Origin of the sequence: Stenotrophomonas sp. HMSC10F06 (genome assembly GCF_001807865.1) — a bacterium.
Lineage (GTDB): Bacteria > Pseudomonadota > Gammaproteobacteria > Xanthomonadales > Xanthomonadaceae > Stenotrophomonas > Stenotrophomonas bentonitica_A.
The window spans coordinates 32,591-57,521 of sequence record NZ_KV791285.1 but is presented as its reverse complement, the minus strand read 5'-3'; the positions used below and the strand labels follow the sequence as shown (position 1 = coordinate 57,521).

General features: G+C 68.1%; 24 protein-coding genes and 2 riboswitches. Of the genes, 11 read left to right on the top strand and 13 right to left on the bottom strand.

The window, feature by feature from the left end; genetic code table 11:
• Positions 1 to 162: 162 nt before the first annotated feature.
• Entirely contained in the window at positions 163 to 780 is a 618-nt protein-coding gene (locus HMPREF3113_RS10540; RefSeq protein ID WP_070472135.1) for a trimeric intracellular cation channel family protein, read from the bottom strand.
• 94 nt (positions 781 to 874) lie between these two features.
• Positions 875 to 966: riboswitch (glycine riboswitch) on the bottom strand.
• 20 nt (positions 967 to 986) lie between these two features.
• Positions 987 to 1,069: riboswitch (glycine riboswitch) on the bottom strand.
• Between the two features lie 44 nt (positions 1,070 to 1,113).
• On the opposite strand from HMPREF3113_RS10540, the gene HMPREF3113_RS10535 reads away from it, so the two are divergent.
• Together HMPREF3113_RS10535 and HMPREF3113_RS10530 are read left to right on the top strand one after the other, a co-directional pair.
• Entirely contained in the window at positions 1,114 to 1,383 is a 270-nt protein-coding gene (locus tag HMPREF3113_RS10535; protein WP_070426048.1) for a GIY-YIG nuclease family protein, read from the top strand.
• Positions 1,384 to 1,469: 86 nt separating this feature from the next.
• Positions 1,470 to 1,814 (top strand): ribonuclease E inhibitor RraB, encoded by a 345-nt coding sequence (locus HMPREF3113_RS10530; protein ID WP_070472132.1) that lies wholly within the window; start codon positions 1,470 to 1,472, stop codon positions 1,812 to 1,814.
• Here HMPREF3113_RS10530 and HMPREF3113_RS10525 read toward each other — a convergent pair whose 3' ends face one another.
• The gene (locus HMPREF3113_RS10525) at positions 1,815 to 3,107 is read right to left on the bottom strand and encodes an NAD(P)/FAD-dependent oxidoreductase (RefSeq protein WP_070472129.1); all 1,293 of its coding nucleotides are present in this window, start codon (positions 3,105 to 3,107) and stop codon (positions 1,815 to 1,817) included. It lies immediately after the preceding gene.
• A 162-nt stretch (positions 3,108 to 3,269) separates the two neighbouring features.
• On the opposite strand from HMPREF3113_RS10525, the gene HMPREF3113_RS10520 reads away from it, so the two are divergent.
• Positions 3,270 to 4,031, top strand: coding sequence for an NYN domain-containing protein (locus HMPREF3113_RS10520; protein WP_070472126.1), 762 nt, complete (start codon positions 3,270 to 3,272; stop codon positions 4,029 to 4,031).
• 74 nt (positions 4,032 to 4,105) lie between these two features.
• Complete coding sequence (locus tag HMPREF3113_RS10515; RefSeq protein ID WP_070472123.1) at positions 4,106 to 4,726, top strand: glutathione S-transferase family protein; 621 nt, start codon at positions 4,106 to 4,108, stop codon at positions 4,724 to 4,726.
• A 61-nt stretch (positions 4,727 to 4,787) separates the two neighbouring features.
• On the opposite strand, the gene HMPREF3113_RS10510 is transcribed toward HMPREF3113_RS10515, so the two are convergent.
• Positions 4,788 to 6,968, bottom strand: coding sequence for a primosomal protein N' (locus tag HMPREF3113_RS10510; RefSeq protein WP_070472590.1), 2,181 nt, complete (start codon positions 6,966 to 6,968; stop codon positions 4,788 to 4,790).
• 437 nt (positions 6,969 to 7,405) lie between these two features.
• Between HMPREF3113_RS10510 and HMPREF3113_RS10505 the strand changes: the two genes are divergently transcribed.
• The 4 genes from HMPREF3113_RS10505 (at position 7,406) to sppA (ending at position 12,433) form a co-directional block, all read left to right on the top strand.
• Positions 7,406 to 8,410: a hypothetical protein gene (locus tag HMPREF3113_RS10505; RefSeq protein WP_070472120.1), complete on the top strand. Its 1,005-nt coding sequence runs from the start codon at positions 7,406 to 7,408 to the stop codon at positions 8,408 to 8,410.
• Positions 8,403 to 8,966: a DUF3106 domain-containing protein gene (locus HMPREF3113_RS10500; protein ID WP_070472118.1), complete on the top strand. Its 564-nt coding sequence runs from the start codon at positions 8,403 to 8,405 to the stop codon at positions 8,964 to 8,966. The genes HMPREF3113_RS10505 and HMPREF3113_RS10500 overlap by 8 nt, the downstream gene beginning before the upstream one ends.
• Before the next feature lie 119 nt (positions 8,967 to 9,085).
• Positions 9,086 to 10,450 (top strand): MATE family efflux transporter, encoded by a 1,365-nt coding sequence (locus HMPREF3113_RS10495; protein ID WP_019183573.1) that lies wholly within the window; start codon positions 9,086 to 9,088, stop codon positions 10,448 to 10,450.
• Positions 10,451 to 10,525: 75 nt separating this feature from the next.
• Positions 10,526 to 12,433 carry a signal peptide peptidase SppA gene (sppA, locus tag HMPREF3113_RS10490; protein WP_070472115.1) on the top strand — a complete coding sequence of 636 codons (1,908 nt, stop codon included), beginning with the start codon at positions 10,526 to 10,528 and terminating at the stop codon, positions 12,431 to 12,433.
• A 73-nt stretch (positions 12,434 to 12,506) separates the two neighbouring features.
• Here sppA and HMPREF3113_RS10485 read toward each other — a convergent pair whose 3' ends face one another.
• Positions 12,507 to 12,743: a hypothetical protein gene (locus HMPREF3113_RS10485; protein WP_019183575.1), complete on the bottom strand. Its 237-nt coding sequence runs from the start codon at positions 12,741 to 12,743 to the stop codon at positions 12,507 to 12,509.
• A gap of 154 nt (positions 12,744 to 12,897) precedes the next feature.
• On the opposite strand from HMPREF3113_RS10485, the gene HMPREF3113_RS10480 reads away from it, so the two are divergent.
• Positions 12,898 to 13,674, top strand: a complete 777-nt coding sequence (locus HMPREF3113_RS10480) for an SDR family oxidoreductase (RefSeq protein ID WP_019183576.1) — start codon at positions 12,898 to 12,900, stop codon at positions 13,672 to 13,674.
• 112 nt (positions 13,675 to 13,786) lie between these two features.
• On the opposite strand, the gene HMPREF3113_RS10475 is transcribed toward HMPREF3113_RS10480, so the two are convergent.
• From HMPREF3113_RS10475 to HMPREF3113_RS10435, 9 genes are all read right to left on the bottom strand, one after another.
• On the bottom strand, positions 13,787 to 14,440 hold the full coding sequence (locus tag HMPREF3113_RS10475; protein ID WP_070472113.1) for a DUF4124 domain-containing protein: 654 nt from the start codon (positions 14,438 to 14,440) through the stop codon (positions 13,787 to 13,789).
• 25 nt (positions 14,441 to 14,465) lie between these two features.
• Positions 14,466 to 15,269, bottom strand: coding sequence for a DUF4124 domain-containing protein (locus tag HMPREF3113_RS10470; protein ID WP_070472111.1), 804 nt, complete (start codon positions 15,267 to 15,269; stop codon positions 14,466 to 14,468).
• 43 nt (positions 15,270 to 15,312) lie between these two features.
• Positions 15,313 to 15,873: an L-threonylcarbamoyladenylate synthase type 1 TsaC gene (locus HMPREF3113_RS10465; RefSeq protein WP_019183579.1), complete on the bottom strand. Its 561-nt coding sequence runs from the start codon at positions 15,871 to 15,873 to the stop codon at positions 15,313 to 15,315.
• 102 nt (positions 15,874 to 15,975) lie between these two features.
• Positions 15,976 to 18,474 (bottom strand): DNA topoisomerase I, encoded by a 2,499-nt coding sequence (locus tag HMPREF3113_RS10460; protein WP_046272835.1) that lies wholly within the window; start codon positions 18,472 to 18,474, stop codon positions 15,976 to 15,978.
• Positions 18,475 to 18,668: 194 nt separating this feature from the next.
• Complete coding sequence (locus HMPREF3113_RS10455; RefSeq protein WP_070472108.1) at positions 18,669 to 19,577, bottom strand: RDD family protein; 909 nt, start codon at positions 19,575 to 19,577, stop codon at positions 18,669 to 18,671.
• A gap of 45 nt (positions 19,578 to 19,622) precedes the next feature.
• Complete coding sequence (locus tag HMPREF3113_RS10450) at positions 19,623 to 20,369, bottom strand: GYF domain-containing protein (protein ID WP_070472105.1); 747 nt, start codon at positions 20,367 to 20,369, stop codon at positions 19,623 to 19,625.
• A gap of 38 nt (positions 20,370 to 20,407) precedes the next feature.
• Complete coding sequence (locus HMPREF3113_RS10445; protein ID WP_019183583.1) at positions 20,408 to 20,881, bottom strand: DUF494 family protein; 474 nt, start codon at positions 20,879 to 20,881, stop codon at positions 20,408 to 20,410.
• A 42-nt stretch (positions 20,882 to 20,923) separates the two neighbouring features.
• Entirely contained in the window at positions 20,924 to 22,063 is a 1,140-nt protein-coding gene (gene dprA, locus HMPREF3113_RS10440; RefSeq protein ID WP_070472102.1) for a DNA-processing protein DprA, read from the bottom strand.
• 74 nt (positions 22,064 to 22,137) lie between these two features.
• On the bottom strand, positions 22,138 to 23,268 hold the full coding sequence (locus HMPREF3113_RS10435) for a LysM peptidoglycan-binding domain-containing protein (protein ID WP_019183585.1): 1,131 nt from the start codon (positions 23,266 to 23,268) through the stop codon (positions 22,138 to 22,140).
• 126 nt (positions 23,269 to 23,394) lie between these two features.
• Here HMPREF3113_RS10435 and def point away from each other — a divergent pair, with 126 nt between their 5' ends.
• On the top strand, positions 23,395 to 23,907 hold the full coding sequence (def, locus tag HMPREF3113_RS10430) for a peptide deformylase (RefSeq protein ID WP_019183586.1): 513 nt from the start codon (positions 23,395 to 23,397) through the stop codon (positions 23,905 to 23,907).
• A gap of 99 nt (positions 23,908 to 24,006) precedes the next feature.
• The gene (fmt, locus tag HMPREF3113_RS10425) at positions 24,007 to 24,930 is read left to right on the top strand and encodes a methionyl-tRNA formyltransferase (RefSeq protein WP_070472099.1); all 924 of its coding nucleotides are present in this window, start codon (positions 24,007 to 24,009) and stop codon (positions 24,928 to 24,930) included.
• The last annotated feature ends 1 nt before the right edge of the window (position 24,931 follow it).

Here is a 24,931-nt window from a genome sequence, read left to right as displayed (position 1 = left end):
GGACCGGCCGAGTGCGGCAGGTCAACGGGGGAGAGGGTGTCTGGCGGGGCAGCGGGTGGAACACCGCCGCGTGGCTGGATGCCGTTCGATTGGAACGGGAGCGCCATGATACAGGGCCAGGCCGCTCAAGCTCCCGTGACCTTGGTCATGCCTGCGCGTGCGTCAATGTACCTCGTCGCGGTACACGAACTTCGGCATTTCCCATTTGAAGTGGATCGCCAGCAGGCGGAACAGGAAGCCGCCGCCCAGGCACCACAGCGTGGCCGCGTTGAGCGACACGCCGAGTTCCAGCAGGGTCAGGTAGGCCGCGCCGGTGAGCAGGGTGATCACGGCATACAGTTCTTTCTGGAAGATCAGCGGCACCTCGTTGCACAGCACGTCGCGCAGCACGCCACCGAACGCACCGGTCAGCATGCCGGCGATCAGGATGATCGGCACGGTGTGCCCGCTCTCGCGTGCGACCGCGCAACCGATCAGGGTGAACGCGATCAGGCCCAGGCCATCGAGCACCAGGAAGGTACGCCGGAAGTGGTGCATCCAGCGCGCCACCCAGGTCGCGATCAGTGCCGCGCAGATGGTGAAGCCCAGGTACTCCGGGTGCTTCACCCAGCCCAGCGGGTAATGCCCGAGCACGATGTCGCGCAGTGAGCCGCCGCCGAGCGCGGTGACGCAGGCGATGATGACCACGCCGAACAGGTCCATGCGGCGGCGGCCGGCCGACAGCGCGCCGGTCATGGCTTCGGCCGAGATGGCGATGAGGTAGATCAGGGAGAGCAGCATGGGGGTGGCTCCGGAAAACACGTCAGGCGGGGACGGAAACGCACACGCATCACGCCAGCGCCGCTGCACTGTCGTGGGGGTGGGATTCCGTTGCCGCTCCCGCTGTCCTTTTGCCTGAGAGTTCGGTGGCCAAGGCCACGTGCCCCTTCGGCGGGTCATTGAAGACCTCTCTCCAGATCGGCGTGTCGGATGCATGGTTGGTGGCGTATCGAGCCACCGGCCTGAGCGATTATGGGAGCCTGCGCCTTCGGCGGGCGCCAGCGCGGCGCCTCTCTCCTGCATCCGGGGCGGATTCTAGCAGCCGCCGGGCCCGCGCCGGGGGATAATCCCGGTATGCCCGCTGAACCCGCCCTCTGGTACCTGTACCTGCTTGAATGCCGCAACGGCAGCTATTACGCCGGCATCAGCAACGACGTGGAGGCGCGCTTCCAGGCCCACCTCGCCGGCAAAGGGGCCAAATACACCCGTGCCCACCCACCGGTGAGAGTGCTGGCGATGCGCGCCTACCCGGACCGGGCCGCGGCGTCGAAGGCCGAGTGGCAGCTCAAGCGGCAACCGCGCGAGCGAAAGCTGGCGTGGTTGGCGCTGCCCGATCCCATGTAGCCCCGCGTGCTGGTTGTTCGGGTCTTCGTTGGCGGCATACCATCGACCCTCGTTCGTTGATCCGCTTGCCCAAGCCCTGGAGTGCCATGTCCCGCGATCTGTCGTTGTACCCGGAAGATGAGAATGGCGATGTGCTCTGGAACATGCTGCAGGATGGCGACGATCTGTCGATTCCGCGCGAGGTGGATTTCGCGCTGATCTTTCCGACCCAGGATGTGGCGATCGCCTTCGCCGTGCACCTGCTCAAGAACGACCAGAAGGTGTCCTTCGCCGCCTACGAGGGCAACGACGACTACCCCTGGCAGGTGGTGGTGCATCCGCTGATGCTGCCGACCCACCAGAACATCGCCGGCTTCGAAGGTCTGCTGGCCAGCGAGGCGGTCTCCTACAGCGGCCAGGTGGATGGCTGGGGATGTCTGTCGCAGGGATGATCAGGGCGTGGGCGGTCGTTTCGGCCAGCGATCGTCCTGTGCATCACCGAAGATGATCCGTGCGCTGCGCTGGTAGCTCCAGTACGCCACCGCCCAGTTCAACAGCACCACCACGCGGTTGCGGAAGCCGATCAGGAAGAACACGTGCGCGGCCAGCCAGAACCACCAGGCCAGCACGCCGGAGAGCTGCAGCCGGCCGAGGTGGACGATCGCCGCCATGCGGCCGATGGTCGCCAGGTTGCCGAAGTCCTGGTATTTGAACGCACCCGGCGCGGGCTTGCCGGCCAGGCGTGCCTGGACGGTGGTGGCCACGTGCTTGCCCATCTGCTTGGCCGCCGGCGCGACGCCGGGCACCGGCTTGCCGTCGGCCTGGGTCAGTGCCGCCAGGTCACCGGCAACGAAGATCTCCGGGTGGCCCTCCAGGGTGAGGTCAGGCTGCACCGGCACGCGGCCGGCGCGGTCCAGTGGCACGTCCAACGTACGTGCCAGCGGTGAGGCGGCGACACCGGCGGCCCAGACCACGGTGCGGGCCTCGACGAAGCGCTCGCCGAGCTGGAAGCCTTCGGCAGTGATGTCGCTGACGGGGGTGCCGGTGAGCACTTCCACGCCCAGCTTTTCCAGCTGCCGCCGTGCCTTGAGCGAGAGCACCTCGGGGAAGGTCGACAGCACGCGCGGGCCGGCTTCGACCAGGCGGACCTTGGCCGAGGCGGGATCGATATGGCGGAACTCATTGCGCAGCGTGTGCCGCGCGATCTCGGCCAGGGTGCCGGCCAGTTCCACGCCGGTGGGGCCCCCACCGACCACGGCGAAACTCAGCCACGCCGCTTTGCGCGCGGGATCGGGTTCGGCCTCGGCACGCTCGAAGGCGAGCAGCAGCTTGCGGCGCAGCGCGATGGCATCGTCCAGCGTCTTCAGGCCCGGCGCATCGGCGGCCCATTCGTCGTGGCCGAAATACGCATGGGTGGCGCCGGTGCACAGCATCAGGGTGTCGTACGTAATCTGCGTGCCATCGGCCAGCGTCGCGGTGCGCGCTGCCTTGTCGATGTCGGTCACTTCGCCCAGCCGCACTTCAACGTTGCGCTGGTCGCCGAGGATGTGGCGCAGCGGTGCGGCGATATCCGGCGCGGACAGGCCGGCGGTGGCCACCTGGTAGAGCAGCGGCTGGAACAGATGGTGGTTGCGACGGTCCACCAGGGTGATGCGCACGTGCGCCGAGGCGAGGGCACGGGTGGCCCAGAGGCCGGCAAAACCGCCACCGATGATGAGCAGGTGGGGCGTGGGATCGCGGGTCATGCTTCACTCCTTGGCGGGCGCCGGCGGGGGGCGGCGCAGGTCGTCTCGTGATGCGGCCCATGGTCGCACGTGAAGCGCGATGTTCACGTCGATGGCCGATACTGGGTTCAGGGGCCATCGCACTTGCCCGATGGCCGATCCGATCCCGCCCAGGAGACCGAGATGTCCGAACCGGAAAAGCGCATCGCCCTGTTAATCGATGCCGACAACGCGCCCTCGTCCAAGATCGATGCGGTGCTGGCCGAAGTCGCCCGCTATGGCGTGGCCAATGTCCGCCGCGCCTACGGCAACTGGAAGAGTCCGCGCTTGAAAGGGTGGGAATCGGTGCTGCACGAATACGCGATCCGCCCGATCCAGCAGTTCGCCTACAGCCGCGGCAAGAACGCCTCGGACATGGCCATGGTGATCGACGCGATGGACATGCTGTACGCCCGCAATCTGGACGGTTTTGCGATCGTCTCCAGCGACGCGGATTTCACCCCGCTGGTGATGCGCCTGCTGACCGACGGGGTGAAGGTGTACGGCTTCGGCGAAAAGAAAACGCCCGAGCCGTTCGTCAACGCCTGCTCTAAGTTCACCTACATCGAAGCCCTGGGTCAGCCGCATGCGGCCGATCAGGAGGTGGAACAGGACAACGAAGAAACGCGCCCGCGCAAGAGCGGGCCCGAACTGCGCAACGACACCCGCCTGGTGCAGATGCTGCGCCGTGCAGTGACCTCGGCCGAAGCCGAGGATGGCTGGTCGCACCTGGGGCCGGTGGGCAGCCAGATCGGCAACCAGGCCTCGTTCGATTCGCGCAATTACGGGTACAGCAAACTCAGCGATCTGCTGGCCGCGACCGGCCTGTTCGAGATGAAGAAGGACGGCAAATCGACGTATGTGCGCGCGCTGCCGAAGAAGAGTGCGGCGAAGGCGACGAAGTAACAGCCCGCCGTTGGGCGTATCGTATCCGCACCGCGCGCCCCGTGCCGCGCATCGCCCGATACGAGAGTCCGATCATGCTGAAAATCTGGGGCCGTCGCAATTCCAGCAACGTGCGCAAAGTGCTGTGGTGTGCCGAGGAGATCGGTGCGCCCTACGAGTCGATCGAAGTCGGCGGTGCATTCGGTGGCACGCAGTCGCCGGCGTACCGCGCGATGAATCCGAACGGGCTGGTGCCGGTGATCGAGGACCAGGGCCTGCCGCTGTGGGAATCCAACACGATCGTGCGCTATCTCTGCGCGCGCTACGCGCTGGGCACGCTGTACCCGGAGGACGTGGTGGCGCGCGCGCAGTCGGAGAAGTGGATGGACTGGACCACCTCGACCTTCGCCGGCGTGTTCCGCGATCTGTTCTGGGGCACGTTGCGGACCGCGCCCGCTGATCGGGATGAGGCGCGCATCGCTGCCGCACTGGTGCGCTCGGGCGAGTTGCTGGCCATGGCCGATGAGGCCTTGTCGCGGCAGCCGTATCTGTCCGGTGAGCAGTTCGCGATGGGCGATATCCCGCTGGGCGCCTTCATCTATGCCTGGTTCGAGATGCCGATCCAGCGGCCGGACCTGCCGCATCTGGCCGCCTGGTACGAACGGCTGAAGCAGCGGCCGGCGTACCAGCGTGGGGTCATGACGGCGTTGACCTGATCGGGGTGCCGGCCAGCGGCCGGCACTACCTCGTGCCGACAAACGGTCAGCACATGCCGGCCTAGTACAGATCCATCGGATCCACATCCAGCGACCAGCGCACCCTGCGTGCCTGCGGCAGCGCGGAGATCTGCGGCGTCACCTGGTCCAGCACGCCATGCAGTGGGCGTCGCGCGGGTGAGGACAGCAGCAGCTGGGTGCGCTGGTAGCCGGCGCGGCGGGGCATCGGTGCCGGCATCGGGCCGTAGCGTTCCACCGCGGCATCGTCGGGAATCAACGCGCGCACCGCACTGAGCATCGCGTTGGCATGCTCCACCTGCTGCGCTTCGGCACGCAGCAGCGCCAGGTGCGCGAACGGCGGGAAACCGGCCGCCTCGCGCTGCTGAAGCTCCGCATCGGCAAAGGCGTGGTAGCCGCCGTTGACCAGCGTCTCCAGCAGGGGATGCCCCGGGTGGTGGGTCTGCAGCCAGACCTCGCCGGCATCCACCGCACGCCCGGCGCGGCCGGCGACCTGGATCAACTGCTGGGCGAGCTTTTCACTGGCGCGGAAGTCGGCCGAGAACAGACCTTCATCGATGCCGACCACTACCACCAGGGTCAGCTTCGGCAGGTCGTGACCCTTGGCCAGGATCTGCGTGCCGACCAGAATCCCCGCGCGATCGCCCAGCAAGGCCAGCTGGGTTTCCAGCGCATCGCGCTTGCCGGTGGTGCCGCGGTCGATGCGGATCACCGGGAACTCCGGGAAGGCCTCGACCAGATGTTCTTCCAGCCGTTCGGTACCGATGCCCTGCGGCTGCAGCGCCAGGCTGCCGCAGTCCGGGCACGCCAGCGGCGCGGACTGGCGCGCACCACAATGGTGGCATTGCAGGCGCCGGCCACCGGCATGCACGGTCATCGGCGCATCGCAGCGCTGGCACGGCGCGGTCCAGCCACAGTCATGGCAGAGCAGTACGGGCGCATAACCGCGGCGGTTCTTGAACACCAGCACCTGGTGCCCGGCCTGCAGATGCTGGGTGATGCCGGCCAGTACTTCCGGCGAGAGCCCATCGCGCAACGGTCGTTTGCGCACATCGAGCACGCGCACCACCGGCGGGCGCGCGGCGCCGGCGCGCTGCTTCAGGCGCAGGTGGGTGTAACGGCCGGCATACGCGTTGTGCAGCGATTCCAGCGACGGCGTGGCACTGCCGAGCACCACCGCCACGTCCAGTGCCTTGGCGCGCACCAGCGCGAAATCCCGCGCGTGGTAGCGGATGCCGTCCTGTTGCTTGTAGCTGCCGTCGTGCTCTTCGTCGATCACGATCAGGCCCGCATTCGGCAGCGGGGTGAACACCGCCGAGCGCGTGCCGACGATGACCTGCGCTTCACCCCGCGCGGCAGCCGCCCACACGCGGGCACGCTCGTTGTCGTTCAGGCCCGAGTGCAGCACATGCACCGGTATGCCCAGGCGGTTGCGGAAGCGCGACAGCGTCTGTGGGGTCAGCCCGATCTCCGGCACCAGCACCAGCGCCTGCTTGCCACGCGCAAGGCACGCCACGATCGCCTGCAGGTAGACCTCGGTCTTGCCACTGCCGGTGACGCCATCCAGCAGGTAGGCGGCAAAGCCGTCGGCGGCGGTGATCGCGGCGATCGCGTCGGCCTGTTCGGCGTTGGGCGCGGGGCCGCCCGCGGGCGAGGCCACGGCCGGCGAATGGGCCAGCGCGATCCGTTCAACCAGCCCGCGCTTGGCCAGCGAGCGGGCGGCGCTGCGCCAGTCGTCCATCAACGTATCCAGGCGGTCTTCGTTCACCACACCCTCGGCCAGGCACTCGGCCAATCGCTGCGGGCGCGTGCCGTTGCGCAACTTCGGCTGCGGGTCGTGCCCGGCGTCGGTGAGCTGCCAGCCCCACTGATGGGTGTCCGGCACTGCTTCACCGCGTCGCAGCGGGCCGGGCAGGCCCGTGCTGATCACCTCGCCCAGCGGCGCATGGGTGTAGCGCGCCAGCCACTGCAGCGAGCGCCACAGCTCGCCGGTCAGCAGCGGCGTGGTGTCGATCCACTCGATCGCCGCGCGCAGGCTGCCGGGATCCTCCACCTGGCCGATCCCGGCCACCACCCCCACCAGCTCGCGGGAGCCGAACGGCACCCGTACCCGTTGCCCGGTCATTCCCGGGTCCGGTACCGGCCCGGGCGGCGGGGCGTAGTCGAACAGTTGCGGCAGCGGCACCGGCAGGGCGACGCGCAGGGTCGAAGACGAGGAGGTCATCGGGCCAGTGTAGCGGGGCAGGTGGACCCGGATCACGCCCATTCACCGTCTCAACCAGGTGCGCGCCGAATCATAAATCCCACCTAAATATCCGACTTGATTGGAGATTCAGGCTTATCCACATCTTCTGTGGATAAGTCTGTGTGCCATTGCGTATGTGACCGCCTTGCGTCAGGAACTTCCGATGTTCTCCTTAGGTTGGTCAAAAAATAGCCAAGAAACAATGATCAATAAAAACAACAAGATAGCTGTGAAACAAAGTTGAAACAGACTTGACGTGGGCCTCACCTGCGGTTCTACCCCGGTTTTTCGTGGTGCTGTGCACAACCTTTTCCACCAGAACGCTTTGCAGACCGTGGCCGCTCACAGGAAATGAACATCTGCGCGCCGCAGCAGTGACGCAATCGCTATCATTTCCCCACAATGATGGAGTTGCTATGACGGCTGCGCCCGCCCCTGTTTCCTCTACCGCAGCCGGCGCGCTGTCGGCATTTCTTCGTGGCGTTGAACGCCGGGCCCTGGTCGTGGCCGAGCTGCAGTGCGGCGACCCGACCGTGGCCGAGCAGGCCCTGGTCGCGGTCATGCGCGCCTTTGCCGGGATCGCCAGCGACCTGCCCATGGCCCAGTGGCCAGAGCGGTTCTGGTCGCTGCTGGTGCACCGCGCACCGTTGCGGGACCCGGCCGCAGGCCAGTGGCCGGCGCCGCTGGCGCATCTGGCCGGGCTGGCCCCGCCGGCACGGCTGGCGTTCGTGCTGCGGATCGGCGGTGGGCTGGATGAAGCCGCTGCCGCACAGGTCCTGGATCTGCCGATGGCCGACTACCAGCACGCCCTGGCCGATGCCTGCCCGCGCGATGCCCATGGCAATCCCGATGCCGCTGGCTGGCGCGCCCTGGCCGAGCAGGTCCAGCTGCGCATCCGGGATCTGCCCGCCAGCCGTCTGCAGCGGCTGCAGCAACCCGTGGCCGCCCCGGCCAGCCAGCCATCGGACGCAGCGTCCTGGCGCACCCCGGCCAAGTCCGATGCCCCCGCCCAGCGCCGCCCGGACAGGCGCCAACGCGGCCGCCGTTTCCCATGGAAGGGCGTGCTGATCGTGGCCGTGACCGTCGGCGTGCTGCTGGGCGGTGCCACCTGGTGGAAACACGCCCGCCAGGCTGGCGACCCCGTGATGGATACCCCCGAAGGCGCGGTTGCCGATGCGGGCCCGGTGAAGGTTGAAGCGCTCCCGGCTGACGATCTGCCGAGCGTGGCCCCGGCTGCCTCGCCGTACGCCGCCAGCGATGCGGCGATGCTGGCCGATCCGGATCTGCCGACCGCCCGCGATGCCGATCTGTACGCCTGGTTCGCCGCCGGCGGCCCGGTCCCGGTCGACGAATCGCAGGCCCAGCCGAGCCGCCCCGAACCCGCCACCGCCGGCCTGGAGACGGCTGCCGCCGATGAGTAAGCCTGCCTTCCTGCTGATCGCCCTTGGGCTGTCCAGTGCGGCCATCGCCGCCCCCAACCGGGTCGAAGTGCCGCTGGCGGTGCCCGCGCCTGCCAGTGCCACCGCCCCGGCGATCCCGGCCACGCCTGCGGCGCTGGATCCGGCCCAGCTGCGCGAGCTGCGCAGCCGCTATGCCGCCTGGCAGGCCATGACCGAAAGCGAGCGTGCCCGTGTCCGCGCCGCGGCGGCGCGCGTGGCGGCCCTGCCGCCTGCCCAGCAGCAGGCGCTTCGCCAGCGCTTCGCCGAACAGGACCAGCGCTTCCGCGACGGCTGGCTGCTTGGCCCACAGCTCGGGCATGAGTTCACCAAGCTGCAGGGCCTGTTCGGGTATCTGCCGGCCGAGCAGCGCCCCACCGCGCTGGCGGTGCTGCGCCAGCTCACGCCCTCCCAGCTCACCCAGCTGACCCTGGTCGCCCAGCGCACTCCACCGCAGGACCGCGACCGCGTGCGCGCCGAATTCCTTGGCGTGGCGCCGGCCGCACGGGACAGCTGGCTGCGCGAGAACGTGGGCCACTGACGGCTTCGGCCCGTTTACCTGAAAGCGCGGCTTTTCCCCGGCCGCGCGCGTAAGATGGCGGGCCGCAACCCGGTGCCTGTGCCCTCCGCGCGCGACCGTAGTTGCCGTCTGTGACTCCCATGTCTACCGCTTCCTCCACGCCGCGCCTCTCCCGGGAAGTGCGCGCCACCGGTCTGCTCGCGCTGCCGCTGGTTCTGGGCCACGTCTCCACCGGCCTGATTTCCTTCGTCGACAACGTGATCGCCGGTCACCACGGCACCCACACGCTCGCCGCCGTCACCATCGGTACGGCGCTGCTGTGGCTGCCGATGCTGATCCCGATCGGCACGCTGATTTCGCTGACCGCTTCGGTGTCGCAGCTGCATGGCGCCGGCCGCGAGCGCGAGATCGGCCCGCTGTTCCGCCAGGCCCTGTGGCTGGCGCTCGGCCTGGGCCTGATCATGTTCACCTTCCTCACGGTGGTGCCGCCGCTGCTTCCCGCGTTCGGCATCGCGCCGGACATCGTGCCGGGCGCAACCGCGTTCCTGCACGCGGTGCGCTGGGGCGGGCCGGCGCTGACCCTGTACTTCTGCATGCGCTACCTCAGCGAAGGCATGCACTGGACGCTGCCGACGATGCTGCTCGGCTTTGGCGGCCTGCTGGTGCTCGCGCCGCTGGGCTATGTGCTGTGTTACGGCAAGCTCGGCTTCCCCGAGCTGGGCGCCGAAGGCCTGGGCATGGCCTCGGCGATCATGATGTGGCTGCAGGCGCTGTGCTTTGCCGGTTATCTGTGGAAGACCAAGCGTTTCGCCCACCTGCAGCTGTTTTCGCATCTCGAAGCGCCGCGCTGGTCGGCGATCTGGGACCTGCTGCGGACCGGCCTGCCGATCGGCATCACCGTGCTGATGGAAGGTGGGTTGTTCATCGTCACCGCGCTGCTGATCGGTCGTCTCGGCGCCACCGAAGCCGCCTCGCACCAGATCGCCATCAACGTCGCGCAGCTGTGCTTCATGATCCCGATGGGCGTGGCCGAGGCCACCACGGTACGGGTCGGCCATGCGGTCGGCAGCGGCAACGGGCTGGGCGTGCGCCGCGCGGCGATCGCCGGGCTCGTGATCATCCTCGGCACGCAGACGTTGTCCGCGCTGGTGCTGCTGTTTGGCCATGACGCCATCGTCGGCGTCTACACGGCCGACATGGGCGTGGCCGCACTGGCCTCGACGCTGTTGCTGTACGCGGCGGCGTTCCAGTTCCCGGATGGCATCCAGGTGCTCTCGGCCGGCGCATTGCGCGGGCTGAAGGACACCCGCGTGCCGATGTTCATCGCCATGTTCTCGTACTGGGGCCTGGGCATGCCGCTTGGCGCCGGGCTGGGGCTCGGCCTGGGCATGGGCCCGCAGGGCATGTGGCTGGGCCTCATCCTGGGCCTGACCGCCGCCGCGATCCTGATGGGCTGGCGCCTGCGCGTGAGCAGCGCCCGCGCCGGTCTCCCTTCGACACCCTGACTTGTGTCCGATGCCGGCGCGCCCGGCACCGGCTATTCTGGCACCACGGCAAGAAGCCACTCTGGAGTTACCCCCATGAACCAACCCGCGCGTCGCAATCCCGTCGCCAGCTTCTTCATCGGGCTGTGGGATGTGATGAACTTTACCCGCCGGCTGATCCTCAACCTGGTGTTCTTCGGCCTGCTGTTCCTGATCCTGATCCTGTTCATCGTCGCGATGGGCAAGAGCGCGACCTCCAAGGCCTCGCTGCAGGACCGCACGACCCTGGTGATCGCACCGGAAGGCCGGCTGGTCGAGCAGTTCAGCGCCGATCCGGTCAGCCGCGCGCTGGGCAAGGCAGTGGGTGACAAAGGCGCCGATGAGATCCAGCTGCGCGATCTGATCCGCGCGTTGGAGGCAGCAAAGACCGACAAGAAGATCGAGCGCGTGGTGCTGGAGCTGGACAAGCTGCAGCCGAGCGGCTTCGCTTCCATGCGCGAAGTGACCGTCGCGCTGCAGGAGCTGCGCGCCGCCGGCAAGCAGGTGGTGGCCTTCAGCGAGAACATGAGCCAGTCGCAGTACCTGCTCGCTTCGCAGGCCGATGAGGTCTACCTGGACCCGATGGGCGGCGTGGTGCTCGAGGGCCTGGGCCGCTACCGCCAGTATTTCCGCACCGGCCTGCAGGACAAGCTGGGCGTGGACGTGCACCTGTTCAAGGTGGGCGAGTACAAGTCGGCCGCCGAGCCGTATGTGCTCGATGCCGCCTCGCCGCAGGCCAAGGAAGCCGATCTGTTCTGGATGAACGATGTGTGGCAGCGCTACCTGTCCGACATCGCCAAGGCACGCAAGCTCGATCCGGCACAGCTGGCCGCCGGCATCGACACCATGCCCGAAGGGATCGCTGCCGCCGGTGGCGACCTGGCCAAGTTCGCCCTGCAGCAGAAGCTGGTGGACGGCCTGAAGACGCGCGAGGAAGTGGACACCCTGCTGACCGAGCGTGGCATCGCCGACGATGACGCCGACGGTGGCTACCGCAACGTCAATCTCGACGCCTACCTGAGCGTGCTGGACGGCCGTCGCTCGCCGGTGGATTCGCGTCCGCAGGTGGCGGTGATCGTGGCGTCCGGTGAAATCTCCGGTGGCGATCTGCCGGCCGGCCGCATCGGTGGCGAGTCGACCTCGGCGCTGCTGCGCGAAGCGCGCGACGACAAGGACGTGAAGGCCGTGGTGCTGCGCGTGAGCTCGCCGGGTGGTGAAGTGTTCGCCTCCGAACAGATCCGCCGCGAAGTGGTCGCGCTGAAGGAAGCCGGCAAGCCGGTGGTGGTCTCGATGGGCGACCTGGCTGCCTCGGGCGGTTACTGGATCAGCATGAACGCTGATCGCATCTACGCCGATCCCTCCACGATCACCGGTTCCATCGGCATCTTCGGCATGATCCCGAACGTGGCGCGCTCGCTGGACAAGATCGGCGTGCATACCGACGGCGTGGGCACCACCCGTTTCGCCGGTGCGTTCGACATCACCCGCCCGATGGATCCGGCCGTGGGCCAGGTGATCCAGTCGGTGATCAACAAGGGCTACGCCGATTTCACCGGCAAGGTCGCCGCCGCGCGCAACAAGCCGGTGGAAGCGGTCGATGAAGTCGCCCGCGGTCGGGTGTGGAGCGGTGCGCAGGCCAAGGAACGCGGCCTGGTGGATGACTTCGGTGGCTTGAAGGCCGCGGTGGCCGATGCCGCCAGCCGTGCCAAGCTCGGCGAGGCCGGCAAGTTCCGCGTGCGTTACATCGAGAAGGCGGCCACGCCGTTCGCGCAGTTCCTCAGCGGCTTCGCCAACAGCCATGCCGGTGCCTGGATGCTGGGCGAATCGGGCATGGCCCGGCTGATGCTGGCCCGTTCGATGCCGGAGCTGGACACCCAGCTGCGCTTTGTCGAAGAGGCCGCGCGTGACCCGCGCAACAACGCCGCGCCGGTCAAGACGCTGGTGTACTGCTTCTGCGGGCTGTAAGCGGCTTCAGCGGTTCTGTGTGACACCCGAACGCCCGGCCTGTGCCGGGCGTTCTGCCATCCGGCCGATGGGGTCAGGGGCTGGGCGGTGGCGCATCGCCGGTAGCGCGGTCCACCTCGGCGGCTTGAGCGTCGGCGGTCTTCTGCAACGTATCGCCCACGCCCTTGGCGCGGTCGATCGGATCGTGGATCGCATCGCGCAGTGCGGTCGCCTGCGGTTCCGGCGGTGTGTCCGGTGCCGGGGGCACCGGGCGGTTGCAGGCGCTCAGCGCGAGCATCGCGAGCAGCGGCAGGGCAGTACGGATCGTCATGGCAACCTCCCTCGGTGAGCCGGTGGCAGAGGACCAGTGTCCCACCGCCTCGCGCCCCGCGCGTGATGGCGCCCGGCGTGCCGGCCATCGCGCGTTATCCTATCCGGGCAGCACGACCGGTGCCGCATTCCATGGATTACCGCAGGAGAGGCACGTGAGCGCGCAACGTTGGCGACTGGATGGACAGACCGCATTGATCACCGGCGCCAGCGCCGGCATCGGCTTGGCGATCGCGCGCGAACTGCTGGGCTTCGGTGCGGACCTGCTGATCGTGGGCCGTGATGCCGATGCGCTGGAGATGGCGCGCGACGAGCTCGCCGATGCCTTCCCGGACCGTGAGATCCACGGCCTGGCCGCCGACGTCTCCGATGACGAAGACCGCCGCGAGATCCTGGACTGGGTAGAAGACCACAGCGATGGGCTGCACATCCTGGTCAACAACGCCGGCGGCAACATCAGCAAGCCGGCCACCGAATACACCGAGGACGAATGGCGCGGGATCTTCGAGACCAACCTGTTCTCGGCCTTCGAGCTGTCGCGCTACGCGCACCCGCTGCTGGCGCGGCATGCGGCTTCGGCCATCGTCAACGTCGGCAGCGTCTCCGGCCTGACCCACGTACGCAGCGGCGCGGTGTACGGTATGACCAAGGCCGCCATGCACCAGATGACCCGCAACCTGGCCGTGGAGTGGGCCGAGGACGGCATCCGCGTCAACGCGGTGGCGCCGTGGTACATCCGCACCCGGCGGACCTCAGGGCCGTTGTCGGATCCGGATTACTACGAGCAGGTGATCGACCGCACCCCGATGCGGCGCATCGGCGAGCCCGAAGAAGTCGCTGCCGCCGTCGGCTTCCTGTGCCTGCCGGCCTCCAGCTACGTCACCGGTGAGTGCATCGCGGTGGATGGCGGGTTCCTGCGCTACGGGTTCTGAGCCGGCCAGCGGCCGGCACTACCGATCACACAGTGCGTGGCAGCTCACAGGGTGCGCGGCAGCACGCGGTCATGGCGCACGGTCAATCCAGTCACGACGCGGGCAAACCGGGTCACGGGACCGGGCAATCGCTGTCGGCCAGCACCGCTTCCAGGCGCGCGCGCTCGGCGGTTGCAGCGGCCTGATTCTCCGGCGCAGCAAAGCGCTCGCGGCCGCGCGCGTCGCGGAAGCGCTGCTGCCAGCTGCTGCAGCGCTGCGCCTCGGCCACCGGCTCGCAGGCATCGCGGACCACTTCGCAGCTGGCCGCATTGCCTGGTGCCTGGCTGCCACCCAGCCCGGTCAGGGCCAGCGATTCGCACCGTGACGGGGCCGGTTCGCGCTCATGCAGGTAACGAACACCTTCTGCGGAGATGCATTGGTAGATGTCCGGCAGCGGCGGCTTGGGCGGCCCTGCAGCGTCGTGCTCGGCCGCCGGCGGTTGCGGGCGCAGGGCTGCACTGTCGAGCAGGCCACTGTCCTCATCGCCCGCCTGCGGCAGCGGTGGCATGGTGTGCGCGGTGGTGGGCACGGACGGCGCTGCCTCGGCCACGGCGGCGCCACGCACCGGCGCGCTGATCCGCTGGATGCGCTGTTCGCTGCCGGCGGGACAGGCCACGCTCTGGATGGTGAGGTTGCCGCCTGCATCGGTGCAGCGGAAGAACACCGCCTCGTCTGCCGCAGCGGGCAAGGACACGAACAGCAGGGGCAGCAGGAACCGTCGTTTCATCGCATCAGTGTAGAGCGCAGCGCGCTCAGTGGCCGCCGCAGTCCTGGTCCAGGCGCGCATCGATCCCGCGCTGCTCGCGGGTCAGCGCGTCACGCTCGCTCTGCAGCGCACTGTTGTAGCGGCGGATCAGGTCCCAGCGCCGGTCTTTCAACCGCGAGCAGACCTCCTGCGCGGGCAGGGCATGACATTCATCGCGCACCAGCACGTTGCCGGCCGGTACCACCACGCTGTTCCCCACGCCCGGGTACGGATAGCCACCGCCTTCCCACTGCGAGCTGCCACCACCGATGTTGATGCTGCCGCCGACCCGTGAGCCGCCGCCACTGACGGAGAGCGAGCCTCCACTGCTGCGCACCGAGCCGCTGCCCATCGGCATGATCGGTGGCAACGGCCGTGAGGGTGGATGGCTGCCCGAGGGCGGCCTCGGGCCAGGCGGATACGGCAGATAGGCCTCGGTCCAGATCGGCACCCAGCGCGGATTGCCTTCATTGCTGTCGCTGACGTAGCTGTCGCCCTCGCTGGTGGTGCATTCGTACATCGGCTGCGGCGGCTGCACGTGCACATACCGCACCTCGCGCTCGGGCGCGCGCGGCGCAGGCGTCGGCTCGGGCGCGCGGTCGCTGCGAACGACCTGCGGGGCCGGGTCGCGTGGGCGCTGCAGGTCGCGGACCTGCTGTCGGCCCTCGCGGCACGGGGCATCCTGCAGCGAGACGGCGCCGTTGCTGCCAACGCAGCGATAGATGCGTACGTTGTCGTTCTGCGCCGCAGCGGGCAGCACAGGGCCCACCAGTGCGAGCAGGGCCAACCACAGGGCAGGGCGCAGGATCATGCAGCCAGTGTGCGGGTTTGCCTGCCTGCGCGCAAAAGGCGGCTCAGCTGCGCAACACCTGGCCGCTGAGCGCATCGCGGATCGGCGTGGGCTGTGCCAGGCCACCGGTCTGGCCATCGATCAGGCCATCGAGCAGGGCCAGCAGGCGCGGGTCCAGCTCGGCACGCGTGCGTGCCGGCGGCTCGCCGGCAAGGTTGGCACTGGTGGAGACCAGTGGCCCGCCCCAGGCACGGCAGAGCGCGGCGACCAGCGGGTGGGCGCTGATCCGTACGGCGATGCCGCTGTGTTCGCCGGTGATCCAGCGCGGCGCGCGAACGCCGGCGGGCAGGATCCAGGTATTGGCACCGGGCCAGCTGGCCAGCACTGCGCTTTGGCGCTCCAGGGGCAGGACCTCCATCCGCACCCACCCTTCCAGCTGGGCCGGATCGGCGGCGACGAGGATCATGCCTTTTTCGACCGGCCGCTGCTTGAGCTGCAGCAGCTTCATCACGGCCGCCTCGTGCGCGGGGTCGCAGCCCAGGCCCCAGACCGCTTCGGTGGGATAGGCGATCACCCCGCCAGCGCGCAGCACGGGCAGGGCAGTGTCCACAGTGAGTTCGTTCATGGCAGGCAGGCCGGATGCATGGCCCGCATTATCCTCCCGCCGTGGCGGGAGGGGTCAACCCGGCCACAGGCAGGTTCACGTGACGTGACCTGCCCGAGGGGGTCAGGAGGCCTTTTTGACCGCCTTCTTCACGGCTTTCTTGGCCACCTTCTTGGTCGCCTTCTTCGCCGTGGCCTTCTTGGCGACCTTCTTCACCGCCTTCTTGGTTGCGGTTTTCTTGGTCGCTTCACCGGCAGCGGCTTTCTTGGCCGGTGCCTTCTTGGCCACGACCTTCTTGGCGGCCTTTTTGCCGAAGCCCTTGCGCACCGGCTTGCCGGTTTCTTCCATCAGCTTCTGCACCTCGGCCAGGGTCAGCGAGGCCGGCTCGCGATCCTTCGGGATCTTGCCGTTCATCTTGCCGTCGCTGATGTACGGGCCGAAGCGACCGTTCAGCACCTGGATCTCGCTGCCCTCGAATTCCTTGATGATCCGGTTGCGCGCGATCTCTTCCTTCTCTTCGATCAGGAACACGGCGCGGGCCAGGTCGATCGTGTACGGGTCGTCTTCCTTCTTCAGCGAGGCATAGGTGCTGCCGCGCTTGGCGAACGGACCGAAGCGACCGATGCCGACGCTGACGTCCTCATCCTTGTCCTGGCCGAGCGCACGCGGCATCAGGAACAGCTCCAGCGCGTCTTCCAGGGAGATGGTGTGCATCGACTGGCCGGGGCGCAGCGAGGCGAACTTCGGCTTGTCCTCGGCATCTTCGGCGGTACTGCCGATCGCCGCGTAGGGCCCGAAGCGGCCCAGGCGCACGCTGACCGGCTTGCCGGTCTTGGGGTCGGTGCCGAGCTCGCGCGCGCCACTGGCCTCGGCGCGGTCGACCGATTCGTTCTTCTCGCCGACCAGCTTGTGGAACGGTTCCCAGAAGCGCGCCATCAGCGGGATCCAGTCTTCCTCGCCACGCGACACCGCATCGAGCTCATCTTCGAGCTTGGCGGTGAAGTCGTAATCCACGTACTGGGTGAAATGGCTGGACAGGAACTTGGAGACCGCGCGGCCCACGTCGGACGGGCGGAAGCTGCGGCCTTCCATCTCCACGTACTTGCGGAACAGCAGGGTCTGGATGATCGAGGCGTAGGTCGACGGGCGGCCGATGCCATATTCTTCGAGCGCCTTGACCAGCGCCGCTTCGGTGAAGCGCGGCGGCGGCTGGGTGAAGTGCTGTTCGGCCAGGATGCGCTCGAGTGGCACGCGGTCGCCGGGCTTCATCGCGGGCAGCTTGCGGCCTTCATCGTCGTCCTCGGCACTCTTGTTGTCCTTGCCTTCTTCGTACACGGCCAGGAAGCCGGGCACGACCACGGTGGTGCCGCTGGCGCGGAACACGTGCTCGCTGCCGGCCGACAGGTCCACGCTGACGGTATTGAGCGTGGCCGGGATCATCTGGCAGGCGACGGCGCGCTTCCAGATCAGCTCGTACAGCTTGCGCTCGTCGTCGGTGAGGAAGCGCGCCACCTGGGCAGGGGTGCGCAGCGCCGAGGTCGGACGCACGGCTTCGTGCGCTTCCTGGGCGTTCTTGGATTTGGTCTGGTAGGTGTTGGGCTGGTCCGGCAGCGAGGCGATGCCGAAGTCGCGCGCAATCACGTCGCGGATCTCGGCCAGCGCGTCCTGGGAGAGGTTCACCGAGTCGGTACGCATGTACGAGATCAGGCCGACCGTGCCCTCTTCCTCACCGATCGCCACGCCTTCATACAGCTTCTGCGCGACCTGCATGGTCTTGCGCGTGGTGAAGCCGAGCTTGCGCGAGGCTTCCTGCTGCAGGGTGGAGGTGGTGAACGGCGGGGCCGGGCGGCGCTTGCGCTCCTTGCTGACCACGTCGGTGACGTGCAGGGCGCCCTGGGCGGCCTGCTGGATGCGCATGCGCGCGGCCTCGGCGGTGTCGCCGTCGGTCACGGTGAACTGTTCGAACTTCTGGCCGTCCAGCTTGATCAGGCGCGCATTGAAGTGCTGGGAGGGATGCGCGCACAGCGCGTCGATGCTCCAGTACTCGCGCGCGATGAAGGCTTCGATCTCTTCTTCGCGCTCGACGATCATGCGCAGCGCCGGGCTCTGCACGCGGCCGGCGGACAGGCCGCGCTGCACCTTGCGCCACAGCACCGGGGACAGGTTGAAACCGACCAGATAGTCCAGCGCGCGGCGCGCCTGCTGCGCATCGACCAGGTCGCCGGCAATCTCGCGCGGGTGACCCATCGCTTCCTTGATGGCGCGCGGGGTGATCTCGGTGAAGACCACGCGCTGCATCGGCTTGTCCTTGACCAAGCCGCGCTCGCGCAGGATTTCAGCGATGTGCCAGCTGATCGCTTCCCCCTCGCGATCCGGATCGGTCGCCAGGAAGATGTCGTCGGCGCCCTTGGCGGCCTTGACGATGGCATCGACGTGCTTTTCGTTCTTCTCGATGAGGTCGTAGCGCATCGCGAAGTTGTTGTCGGGGTCGACCGCACCTTCCTTGGGCACCAGGTCGCGCACATGCCCATACGAGGCCAGGACGGTGAAGTCCTTGCCGAGGTATTTGTTGATCGTCTTGGCCTTGGCGGGCGATTCGACGATGAGCAGGTGCTTGGGCATGGCGTCAGGATTCTATGGGCAGGGCCCCGGGGAGGGCCGCTAGGGTGGAGCAAATGGCCGCATTAGTGAAGCGGCGCGGGCGATATACATAAACCGAACGCCCGGGGGTGGGCCGGGCGTTCAGCTTTCTGCCTATTAGTGGAATCACGCCGGGCCGGCTCATGTCAAGCGGCCCGGTGTGAGGATTGCCCGGATCAGGACATCGATGCGATCACGCCGATCATGGCGATCATCACGCCGAACAGGGCCACCATGGCCAGCGCGGCGAGCACCAGGATCACGATGGTGACCGTGCCCAGGCCGCGCTGCTGCAGCTCGGGATGCTCGGTGAAGGCCCACTTGTCGACCACCAGGGTGTCGCACATCATGTCGTGCAGGGCCTGCTTGCGCTCGGTGAAGGCCGCCATGATGAAACCGATCATCAGGATCAGGCTGCTGACGATGGTCGCCAGGTAGCGGCAGAACGCGCGCAGGAAGCTGATCCGCTCGCCGTTGCCGCGCACGACCTTGATGCCGACGGCCATCTTGCCCAGCGTGGCGCCGCCGCGCGAGGCGTGGAAGCCGGCGTAGTAGCCGATGCTGATGACCATGCTGAGCAGCATCACCACCAGGGTCAGCGCGACCTGCACGCTTTCGTTGCCCGAGCCGGCACCCGTCAGGTTGATGATCATGCTCAGCGGCAGGGTGACCACGGTGAGCAGGATGTAATCGATGAAGTAGGCGGCGTAGCGTTTCCAGAACCCGGCATAGACCACGTCCTGGCCGTTGACCACCGCGGCGTTGGCGTAGCCGGTGGCCGCGGCCGGCGCGGTGTACGGCGAGTACGTGCCGCCGCCGGTGCCGGGCAGCGGGGCGGTGCCGTTGTCGATGGCGGTGTAATCCCCGCGCAGGTCGATGCCGCTGCCGAGGTCGCTGGCCGCAGCGGCCAGGTTCTGCAGCTGCAGCTCATCGACGGCCTCGGACAGGGGCGCCCACTGCGCGAACCCTTCCCGCCACACCAGCGTGGCCAGGGTGATGTCACCGCGCTGGAAGCGCTGGCGCATGTCGTCTGCGCTCAACGGACCCTGTCGGTCCTGGCCATCGGCGAAATACCACTCAGTCATTGCTTCAATCCCCTGTTGGGTGCATCCATGGACGTGTGTCCGTTATCAGCCGCGGCATTCCTGCGGCAGGTACTTGTCATCGGGCTCGCCGCTGCATTCCCAATGATCGGCGCCGTTGTAGTCCAACCACAGCAGCTTCCCATCCAGCGCGGCGTTGCCGGGCACGGTGAGCTGGGCTTCCACGCCGCAGTGGCCGTTGTTGAAACGGCCGATCCGCACGGTGCTGATGGCACCGTCGGCATAGCCTTCGGCCGGCTGGAAGCCCTCGTCATCGTTGACCGGGCAGCGGCCATGTGCGCTGTGGAACCCGGCCACCGCGAGCTTGACCGGGGCCAGCGTCACCAGTGCTTCACTGGTTTTGGCCCGCGCCACATAGTCCCGATAGGCGGGCAGCGCAAACGAGGCGAGGACCGCGCCGACGATCAGCACCAGCACCACGATCACGGCCGCAACGATGCCCACGATCGCGCACCCGCTCAATCCCTTGCGGGGTGGGGGAACGGCGGCGGGGTTGGCGGGGGACACGGGGGTGACGGGAACGCCGGGCGCGGCGGGCAGCGCCGGTGGCACGGCGGGGCCGGGAACCGGCTCTGCCACCACCTCGACGGCGGGGGCGAGGTCCAGCCCGATCTCGGCGGCCACGGTTTCCAGCGGCTGCCACTGGGCCATGCCGTCGCGCCAGACCAGCGTATCGCGCCCGATGCGGCTGGAACGGTAGAGCGCGATCAGCTCGTCAGCAGGCAGCGGACCGCGCTGCTGACTGTTTCCTTCTGCAAAGAACCACTGGTCCACCGGCCCGCTCCTGAATGCGCAAGGCGCTCAGTGTAAGGTCAGTGAAGCGGTTCCGGCTCGTCCACGAACATCTGGGTTTCCATCCAGGCGTAGGCAGCCTCTGCCCCTGGTTGGTTGAACAGCACCATCAGCACGACCCACTTGAGGTCGTCCAGGTCCAGTTCGTCCTGGTCCAGCGCCATCGCACGGTCCAGTACCAGCTCGCGCTGGCTGGCGTCGAGAATACCGTGCTGCTCCAGGAACATGAGGAAACCGCGGCTTTCCACGTCCAGCTTGTCCAGCTCGGGGCCATGGAAGATCCGCACCGGGCCGTTGACACGGCCCAGCACGACGGCCGGGCGCTGCTCGGCGAGCGCGTCCAGCCAATCGAAGGCTTTGTTGATCTCGGTGGGGCTGAAGCCGGCCTGGATCAGGCCGTTCTGGAGGGAGTCGCGGTCGCGGATGAGGTCCGCGTCTTCGCTGAAATAGTGTTCGAACAGGTACAGCAGGACATCCAGAATGCTCTCTTTCATTGCCCCTCGGCCTGCGTCAACGACGCTGTGGAGGTGAAGAAACTAGGGTTTTCGACAGTAGCGACCATGGGCGGCCATTACCTTTCCATCCAGTTCCATGACCAGCAGCATGGCCGACAGCTGGGCCGCCGTCAATCCGCTGCGCTGGATCAGTGAATCCATACCCGTTGGGTCGTGATCCAGGGCTTTCCACAAGCACTGGTAGTCCGGGTCGGTGTAGGAAGGGGCGCGCTCGGGCGCCGGTCGTGCCTGTTCAGTGGGGGCGTCCAATCGGGTTCGCAAGGCCCCGGCCAGGGTCTGGGCCAGGGCGGTCAGGCCGGCGGTCACCTCCGCCGGCTCCTCGACCAGCGCCGCACCCTGCCGGATCAGCCGGTGGCAGCCGCGGGCCCGTGGGTTGCGGATCGAGCCGGGCAGGGCGAACACCTCGCGGCCCGCCTCGGCGGCGCAGCGGGCCGTGATCAGGGCCCCCGAGCGCTGGGCGGCCTCGATGACCAGGGTGCCCAGGCTGAGGCCGGCGATGATGCGGTTGCGTGCGGGGAAGTGCGCCTGGCTCGCCGGCATCCCGGGCGCGTATTCGCTGACCACCGCGCCGGTGGCGGCAATCCGTTCATGCAGGGCGGCATGCCGGGGCGGGTAGGTCTGGTCCAGACCGGTGGCCACCACGGCCACGGTCATGCCCCCGGCGACCTGCAGGGCGCCCTCATGGGCCTGGGCATCGACCCCGGTCGCCAGGCCGCTGATGATCGACCAGCCATCGCCGGCCAGCGTGGTGGCGAAGGCGTGCGCGTGCTCGCGGCCGCCGGGGGAGGGCGAGCGGCTGCCGACCACCGCCACCGCCGGATGCCACAGGCGCGTCGGGTCTCCGTCCACGAACAACGCCACGGGCGGTTCCTCGATCTGGGCCAGCAGCGCCGGGTAATCGGGATCGGTGAGGGCCAGCAGGTGGTGGCGTTCGTCTGCCAGCCAGGCCAGGCCGTGGGCCAGGTAGCCTTCGTCCGGCAAGGCCAAGCGGGCGCGTTGCGCGGGGCTGCATCCGGCGGCGCGCCAGGCGCCCGGACCGGCGCGCAGCGCCGCGGCCGCGTCCGGGAACTGGCGCAGCAGGCGCAGGCGGGGCGGCAGGGCGCCTCCGGCGAGGACGACGGTGAGCAGGGCGGTGGAGGAGGCAGGGCAGCAGATGGGCATCCGCTTACCCTGAGGCGCAAACGACGACGGCGCCCTAGGGCGCCGTCGGAGGGCAGGGTAGGATTCCGCCGCGCTTACTGCTTATCGGGATGCAGTGCCGAATAGCCGACGTGGACCGGCTTCACGCCTTCCATCACCAGCGCGTAGCTGACGTTCTCGAAGGTGCGGAACACCATCGCGTGGGCGGCGTACTCGTCCGGCAGGGTGACCCGGCCGGCACCGCTGGTCAGCGAATCGTCCATCCGCGACGAGTTCGGGTAGTCCATCCGGTGGGCGACGTGGCGGCCCTGGCGCCACAGCGAGAACACGGTGCCGTTGTCGACCCCGTTGGCGCTGCCGGCGGAGATCGCGATCACATCGCGCGGACCGCCCGAGGTGAAGGTGTCGGCCACCGCCAGGACGCGCACATCCAGATCGGCGGTCTGCGGGGCGGGCACGTGCGGCACGAACTGCAGATCGTACGGGCGGGCTTCGACCGGCACCAGGCGATCACCGGCGCGCACTTCGCGGCCGTCGACCTGGCCCTGCAGCACCAGCGAGGTCACCTCGACATCGCCGCTCTGCACGCGGCTCACCGTGCCGACGTTGATCTGGGCCAGTTCGTAGCCCAGCGTCTGGTGGCGCTTGCTGGGCACGATGAAGGCTTTCCAGACATTGCCGCTGCCGGGCGTGGTGTCGCCGCGGGCGTTCAAGTCTTCGGTCGGCTTGGGCAGGGCGTACTGCACGGTCGGGCGGACCACCGCGTAGCGCTGGCCGACCTGGGCGTTCTCCAGGCCCCGCACATAGGCGGTCTGCCCGGTGGTGGCACGCAGGCGGTTGTCTTCCAGGTTGACCACATACGGCAGCGACTTGACCTCGTCGACCACGCTCAGCTGCTTCAGGAACGGCTCGACCTGCTCCAGCGGTACGCCGTTGATCGGGGCCTCCTGGCGCGGGCCGGGCTGGGCCACGACGCGGTCCAGATAGGCCAGGCTGAGCACGTCACCCGGGTAGATCAGGTGTGGATTCTTGACCTGCGGGTTGGCCTGCCAGATCTCCGGCCATAGCCAGGGCTTCTGCAGGAAGCGCGCCGAGATATCCCACAGCGTGTCCCCTTTGCGCACGACATAGGTATCCGGGTGCCCGCCATTCATTTCCACGGCGGTAGCATAGGTAGCAACGGTCAGCATCGCCACGGCGACGACCGTACGAGTTCGTTCAAACATAGATGTGGTGCCTGATTCCCCAACAGGTTCGCGCACTATAGTCCAGAAACCGGGGCGCGGGGCAAGCGTTGGCGATAGAATCGCCCTGTACGCCGCTTCGACCGGCGCCCCCTACCGGTATTTGCCATGGCCCTCCTGCCCATTCTCGAATTTCCCGATCCGCGCCTGCGTACCAAGGCTGCGTTGATCGATGCCGCCGACGTGACCACGCCGGCGTTCCAGACCCTGATCGACGACATGTTCCAGACCATGTACGACGCCCCGGGCATCGGCCTGGCCGCCAGCCAGGTGGACGTGCACAAGCGCTTCATGGTGATCGATGTCAGTGAGGAGAAGGACACCCCGATGGTGTTCATCAATCCTGAAATCGTCGCCAACGAAGGCGGCCAGGTCTACCAGGAAGGCTGCCTGTCGGTGCCGGGCATCTTTGCCGACGTCACCCGCGCCAACCAGATCACCGTGCGTTACCTGGACCGCCATGGCGTGGCCCAGGAACTGACCACCGACGGCGTGCTTGCCGTGTGCGTGCAGCACGAGATGGACCACCTGGACGGCAAGCTGTTCATTGATTACCTCTCCCCGCTCAAGCGCGAGATGGTGCGCAAGAAGCTGGCCAAGCAGCGCAAGCACGTTGCCTGAGGTGAGGGCAGAGACCGCCGCGCGGGCTGACCGCGCGACGGGTCCTGTTGCGCGGCGCCGGACACCGGCGCCGTTTTACTTTCTGTTAGTGGGGTCGCCATGAAGATTGTCTTTGCCGGTACGCCGGAGTTCGCCGTGTCCTCGCTGCGTGCCGCCGCCCGCCACCATGAAGTGGTCGCGGTGTACACGCAGCCCGATCGCCCGGCCGGCCGTGGCCGTGGCTTGGCACCGTCGCCGGTCAAGCTCGAAGCGATCGCGCGCGGCATCCCGGTGTTCCAGCCGGAAAGCCTGAAGACCCCCGAAGCGCAGCAGCAGCTGCGCGATCTGGCGCCGGACCTGATGGTCGTGGTGGCCTACGGGCTGATCCTGCCCAAGGCGGTGCTGACCATCCCGACCCACGGGTGCTGGAACGTGCACGCCTCGCTGCTGCCGCGCTGGCGCGGTGCCGCGCCGATCCAGCGTGCGATCCAGGCGGGCGACGCCGAGACCGGCGTGTGCCTGATGCAGATGGAGGCGGGACTGGATACCGGCCCGGTGCTGCTCAAGCAGCACATCGCGATCGGTGCCAACGATACCGGCGGCCAGTTGCACGACCGCCTGGCCGAGCTGGGCGCGCAGGTGCTCTCCGACGGCCTGGGCCTGCTGCGCGCGGGCATCAAGCCGATCGCCCAGCCGCAGCCCGAGGCTGGCGTGACCTATGCGCACAAGCTCGACAAGGCCGAAGCCCGTCTGGACTGGGCGCAGGACGCCGACGCGCTGGCGCGCACCGTGCGTGCGTTCAATCCGTGGCCGGTCGCCGAGGCGATGCTGGTCGGCGAGCGTGTACGCATCCATGGTGCGATCGCGCTGGATGACAACCAGGGCAAGGCGCCGGGCACGCTGCTGGCCGCCTCGCGCGATGGTATCGACATCGCCTGCGGTCACGGCGCGCTGCGCCTGCGCGTGCTGCAGCGCGAGGGCGGCAAGGCGATCACCGCCGCCGATTACCTCAATGCCCGCCGCGACCTCGTGGCAGGTGCCTGAG

Bases quoted from the DNA above. Each gene is read 5' to 3' on its own strand.
- HMPREF3113_RS10465 (WP_019183579.1), bottom strand. From the start codon at position 15,873: ATGAACGAACTCACTGTGGACACTGCCCTGCCCGTGCTGCGCGCTGGC.
- dprA (WP_070472102.1), bottom strand. From the start codon at position 22,063: ATGCCCATCTGCTGCCCTGCCTCCTCCACCGCCCTGCTCACCGTCGTC.
- HMPREF3113_RS10520 (WP_070472126.1), top strand. From the start codon at position 3,270: ATGTCCGAACCGGAAAAGCGCATCGCCCTGTTAATCGATGCCGACAAC.
- fmt (WP_070472099.1), top strand. From the start codon at position 24,007: ATGAAGATTGTCTTTGCCGGTACGCCGGAGTTCGCCGTGTCCTCGCTG.
- HMPREF3113_RS10515 (WP_070472123.1), top strand. From the start codon at position 4,106: ATGCTGAAAATCTGGGGCCGTCGCAATTCCAGCAACGTGCGCAAAGTG.
- HMPREF3113_RS10445 (WP_019183583.1), bottom strand. From the start codon at position 20,881: ATGAAAGAGAGCATTCTGGATGTCCTGCTGTACCTGTTCGAACACTAT.
- HMPREF3113_RS10525 (WP_070472129.1), bottom strand. From the start codon at position 3,107: ATGACCCGCGATCCCACGCCCCACCTGCTCATCATCGGTGGCGGTTTT.
- HMPREF3113_RS10535 (WP_070426048.1), top strand. From the start codon at position 1,114: ATGCCCGCTGAACCCGCCCTCTGGTACCTGTACCTGCTTGAATGCCGC.
- HMPREF3113_RS10435 (WP_019183585.1), bottom strand. From the start codon at position 23,268: ATGTTTGAACGAACTCGTACGGTCGTCGCCGTGGCGATGCTGACCGTT.
- HMPREF3113_RS10530 (WP_070472132.1), top strand. From the start codon at position 1,470: ATGTCCCGCGATCTGTCGTTGTACCCGGAAGATGAGAATGGCGATGTG.
- HMPREF3113_RS10475 (WP_070472113.1), bottom strand. From the start codon at position 14,440: ATGAAACGACGGTTCCTGCTGCCCCTGCTGTTCGTGTCCTTGCCCGCT.
- HMPREF3113_RS10460 (WP_046272835.1), bottom strand. From the start codon at position 18,474: ATGCCCAAGCACCTGCTCATCGTCGAATCGCCCGCCAAGGCCAAGACG.
- HMPREF3113_RS10500 (WP_070472118.1), top strand. From the start codon at position 8,403: ATGAGTAAGCCTGCCTTCCTGCTGATCGCCCTTGGGCTGTCCAGTGCG.
- HMPREF3113_RS10505 (WP_070472120.1), top strand. From the start codon at position 7,406: ATGACGGCTGCGCCCGCCCCTGTTTCCTCTACCGCAGCCGGCGCGCTG.
- HMPREF3113_RS10485 (WP_019183575.1), bottom strand. From the start codon at position 12,743: ATGACGATCCGTACTGCCCTGCCGCTGCTCGCGATGCTCGCGCTGAGC.
- def (WP_019183586.1), top strand. From the start codon at position 23,395: ATGGCCCTCCTGCCCATTCTCGAATTTCCCGATCCGCGCCTGCGTACC.
- HMPREF3113_RS10540 (WP_070472135.1), bottom strand. From the start codon at position 780: ATGCTGCTCTCCCTGATCTACCTCATCGCCATCTCGGCCGAAGCCATG.
- HMPREF3113_RS10455 (WP_070472108.1), bottom strand. From the start codon at position 19,577: ATGACTGAGTGGTATTTCGCCGATGGCCAGGACCGACAGGGTCCGTTG.
- HMPREF3113_RS10495 (WP_019183573.1), top strand. From the start codon at position 9,086: ATGTCTACCGCTTCCTCCACGCCGCGCCTCTCCCGGGAAGTGCGCGCC.
- HMPREF3113_RS10470 (WP_070472111.1), bottom strand. From the start codon at position 15,269: ATGATCCTGCGCCCTGCCCTGTGGTTGGCCCTGCTCGCACTGGTGGGC.
- sppA (WP_070472115.1), top strand. From the start codon at position 10,526: ATGAACCAACCCGCGCGTCGCAATCCCGTCGCCAGCTTCTTCATCGGG.
- HMPREF3113_RS10510 (WP_070472590.1), bottom strand. From the start codon at position 6,968: ATGACCTCCTCGTCTTCGACCCTGCGCGTCGCCCTGCCGGTGCCGCTG.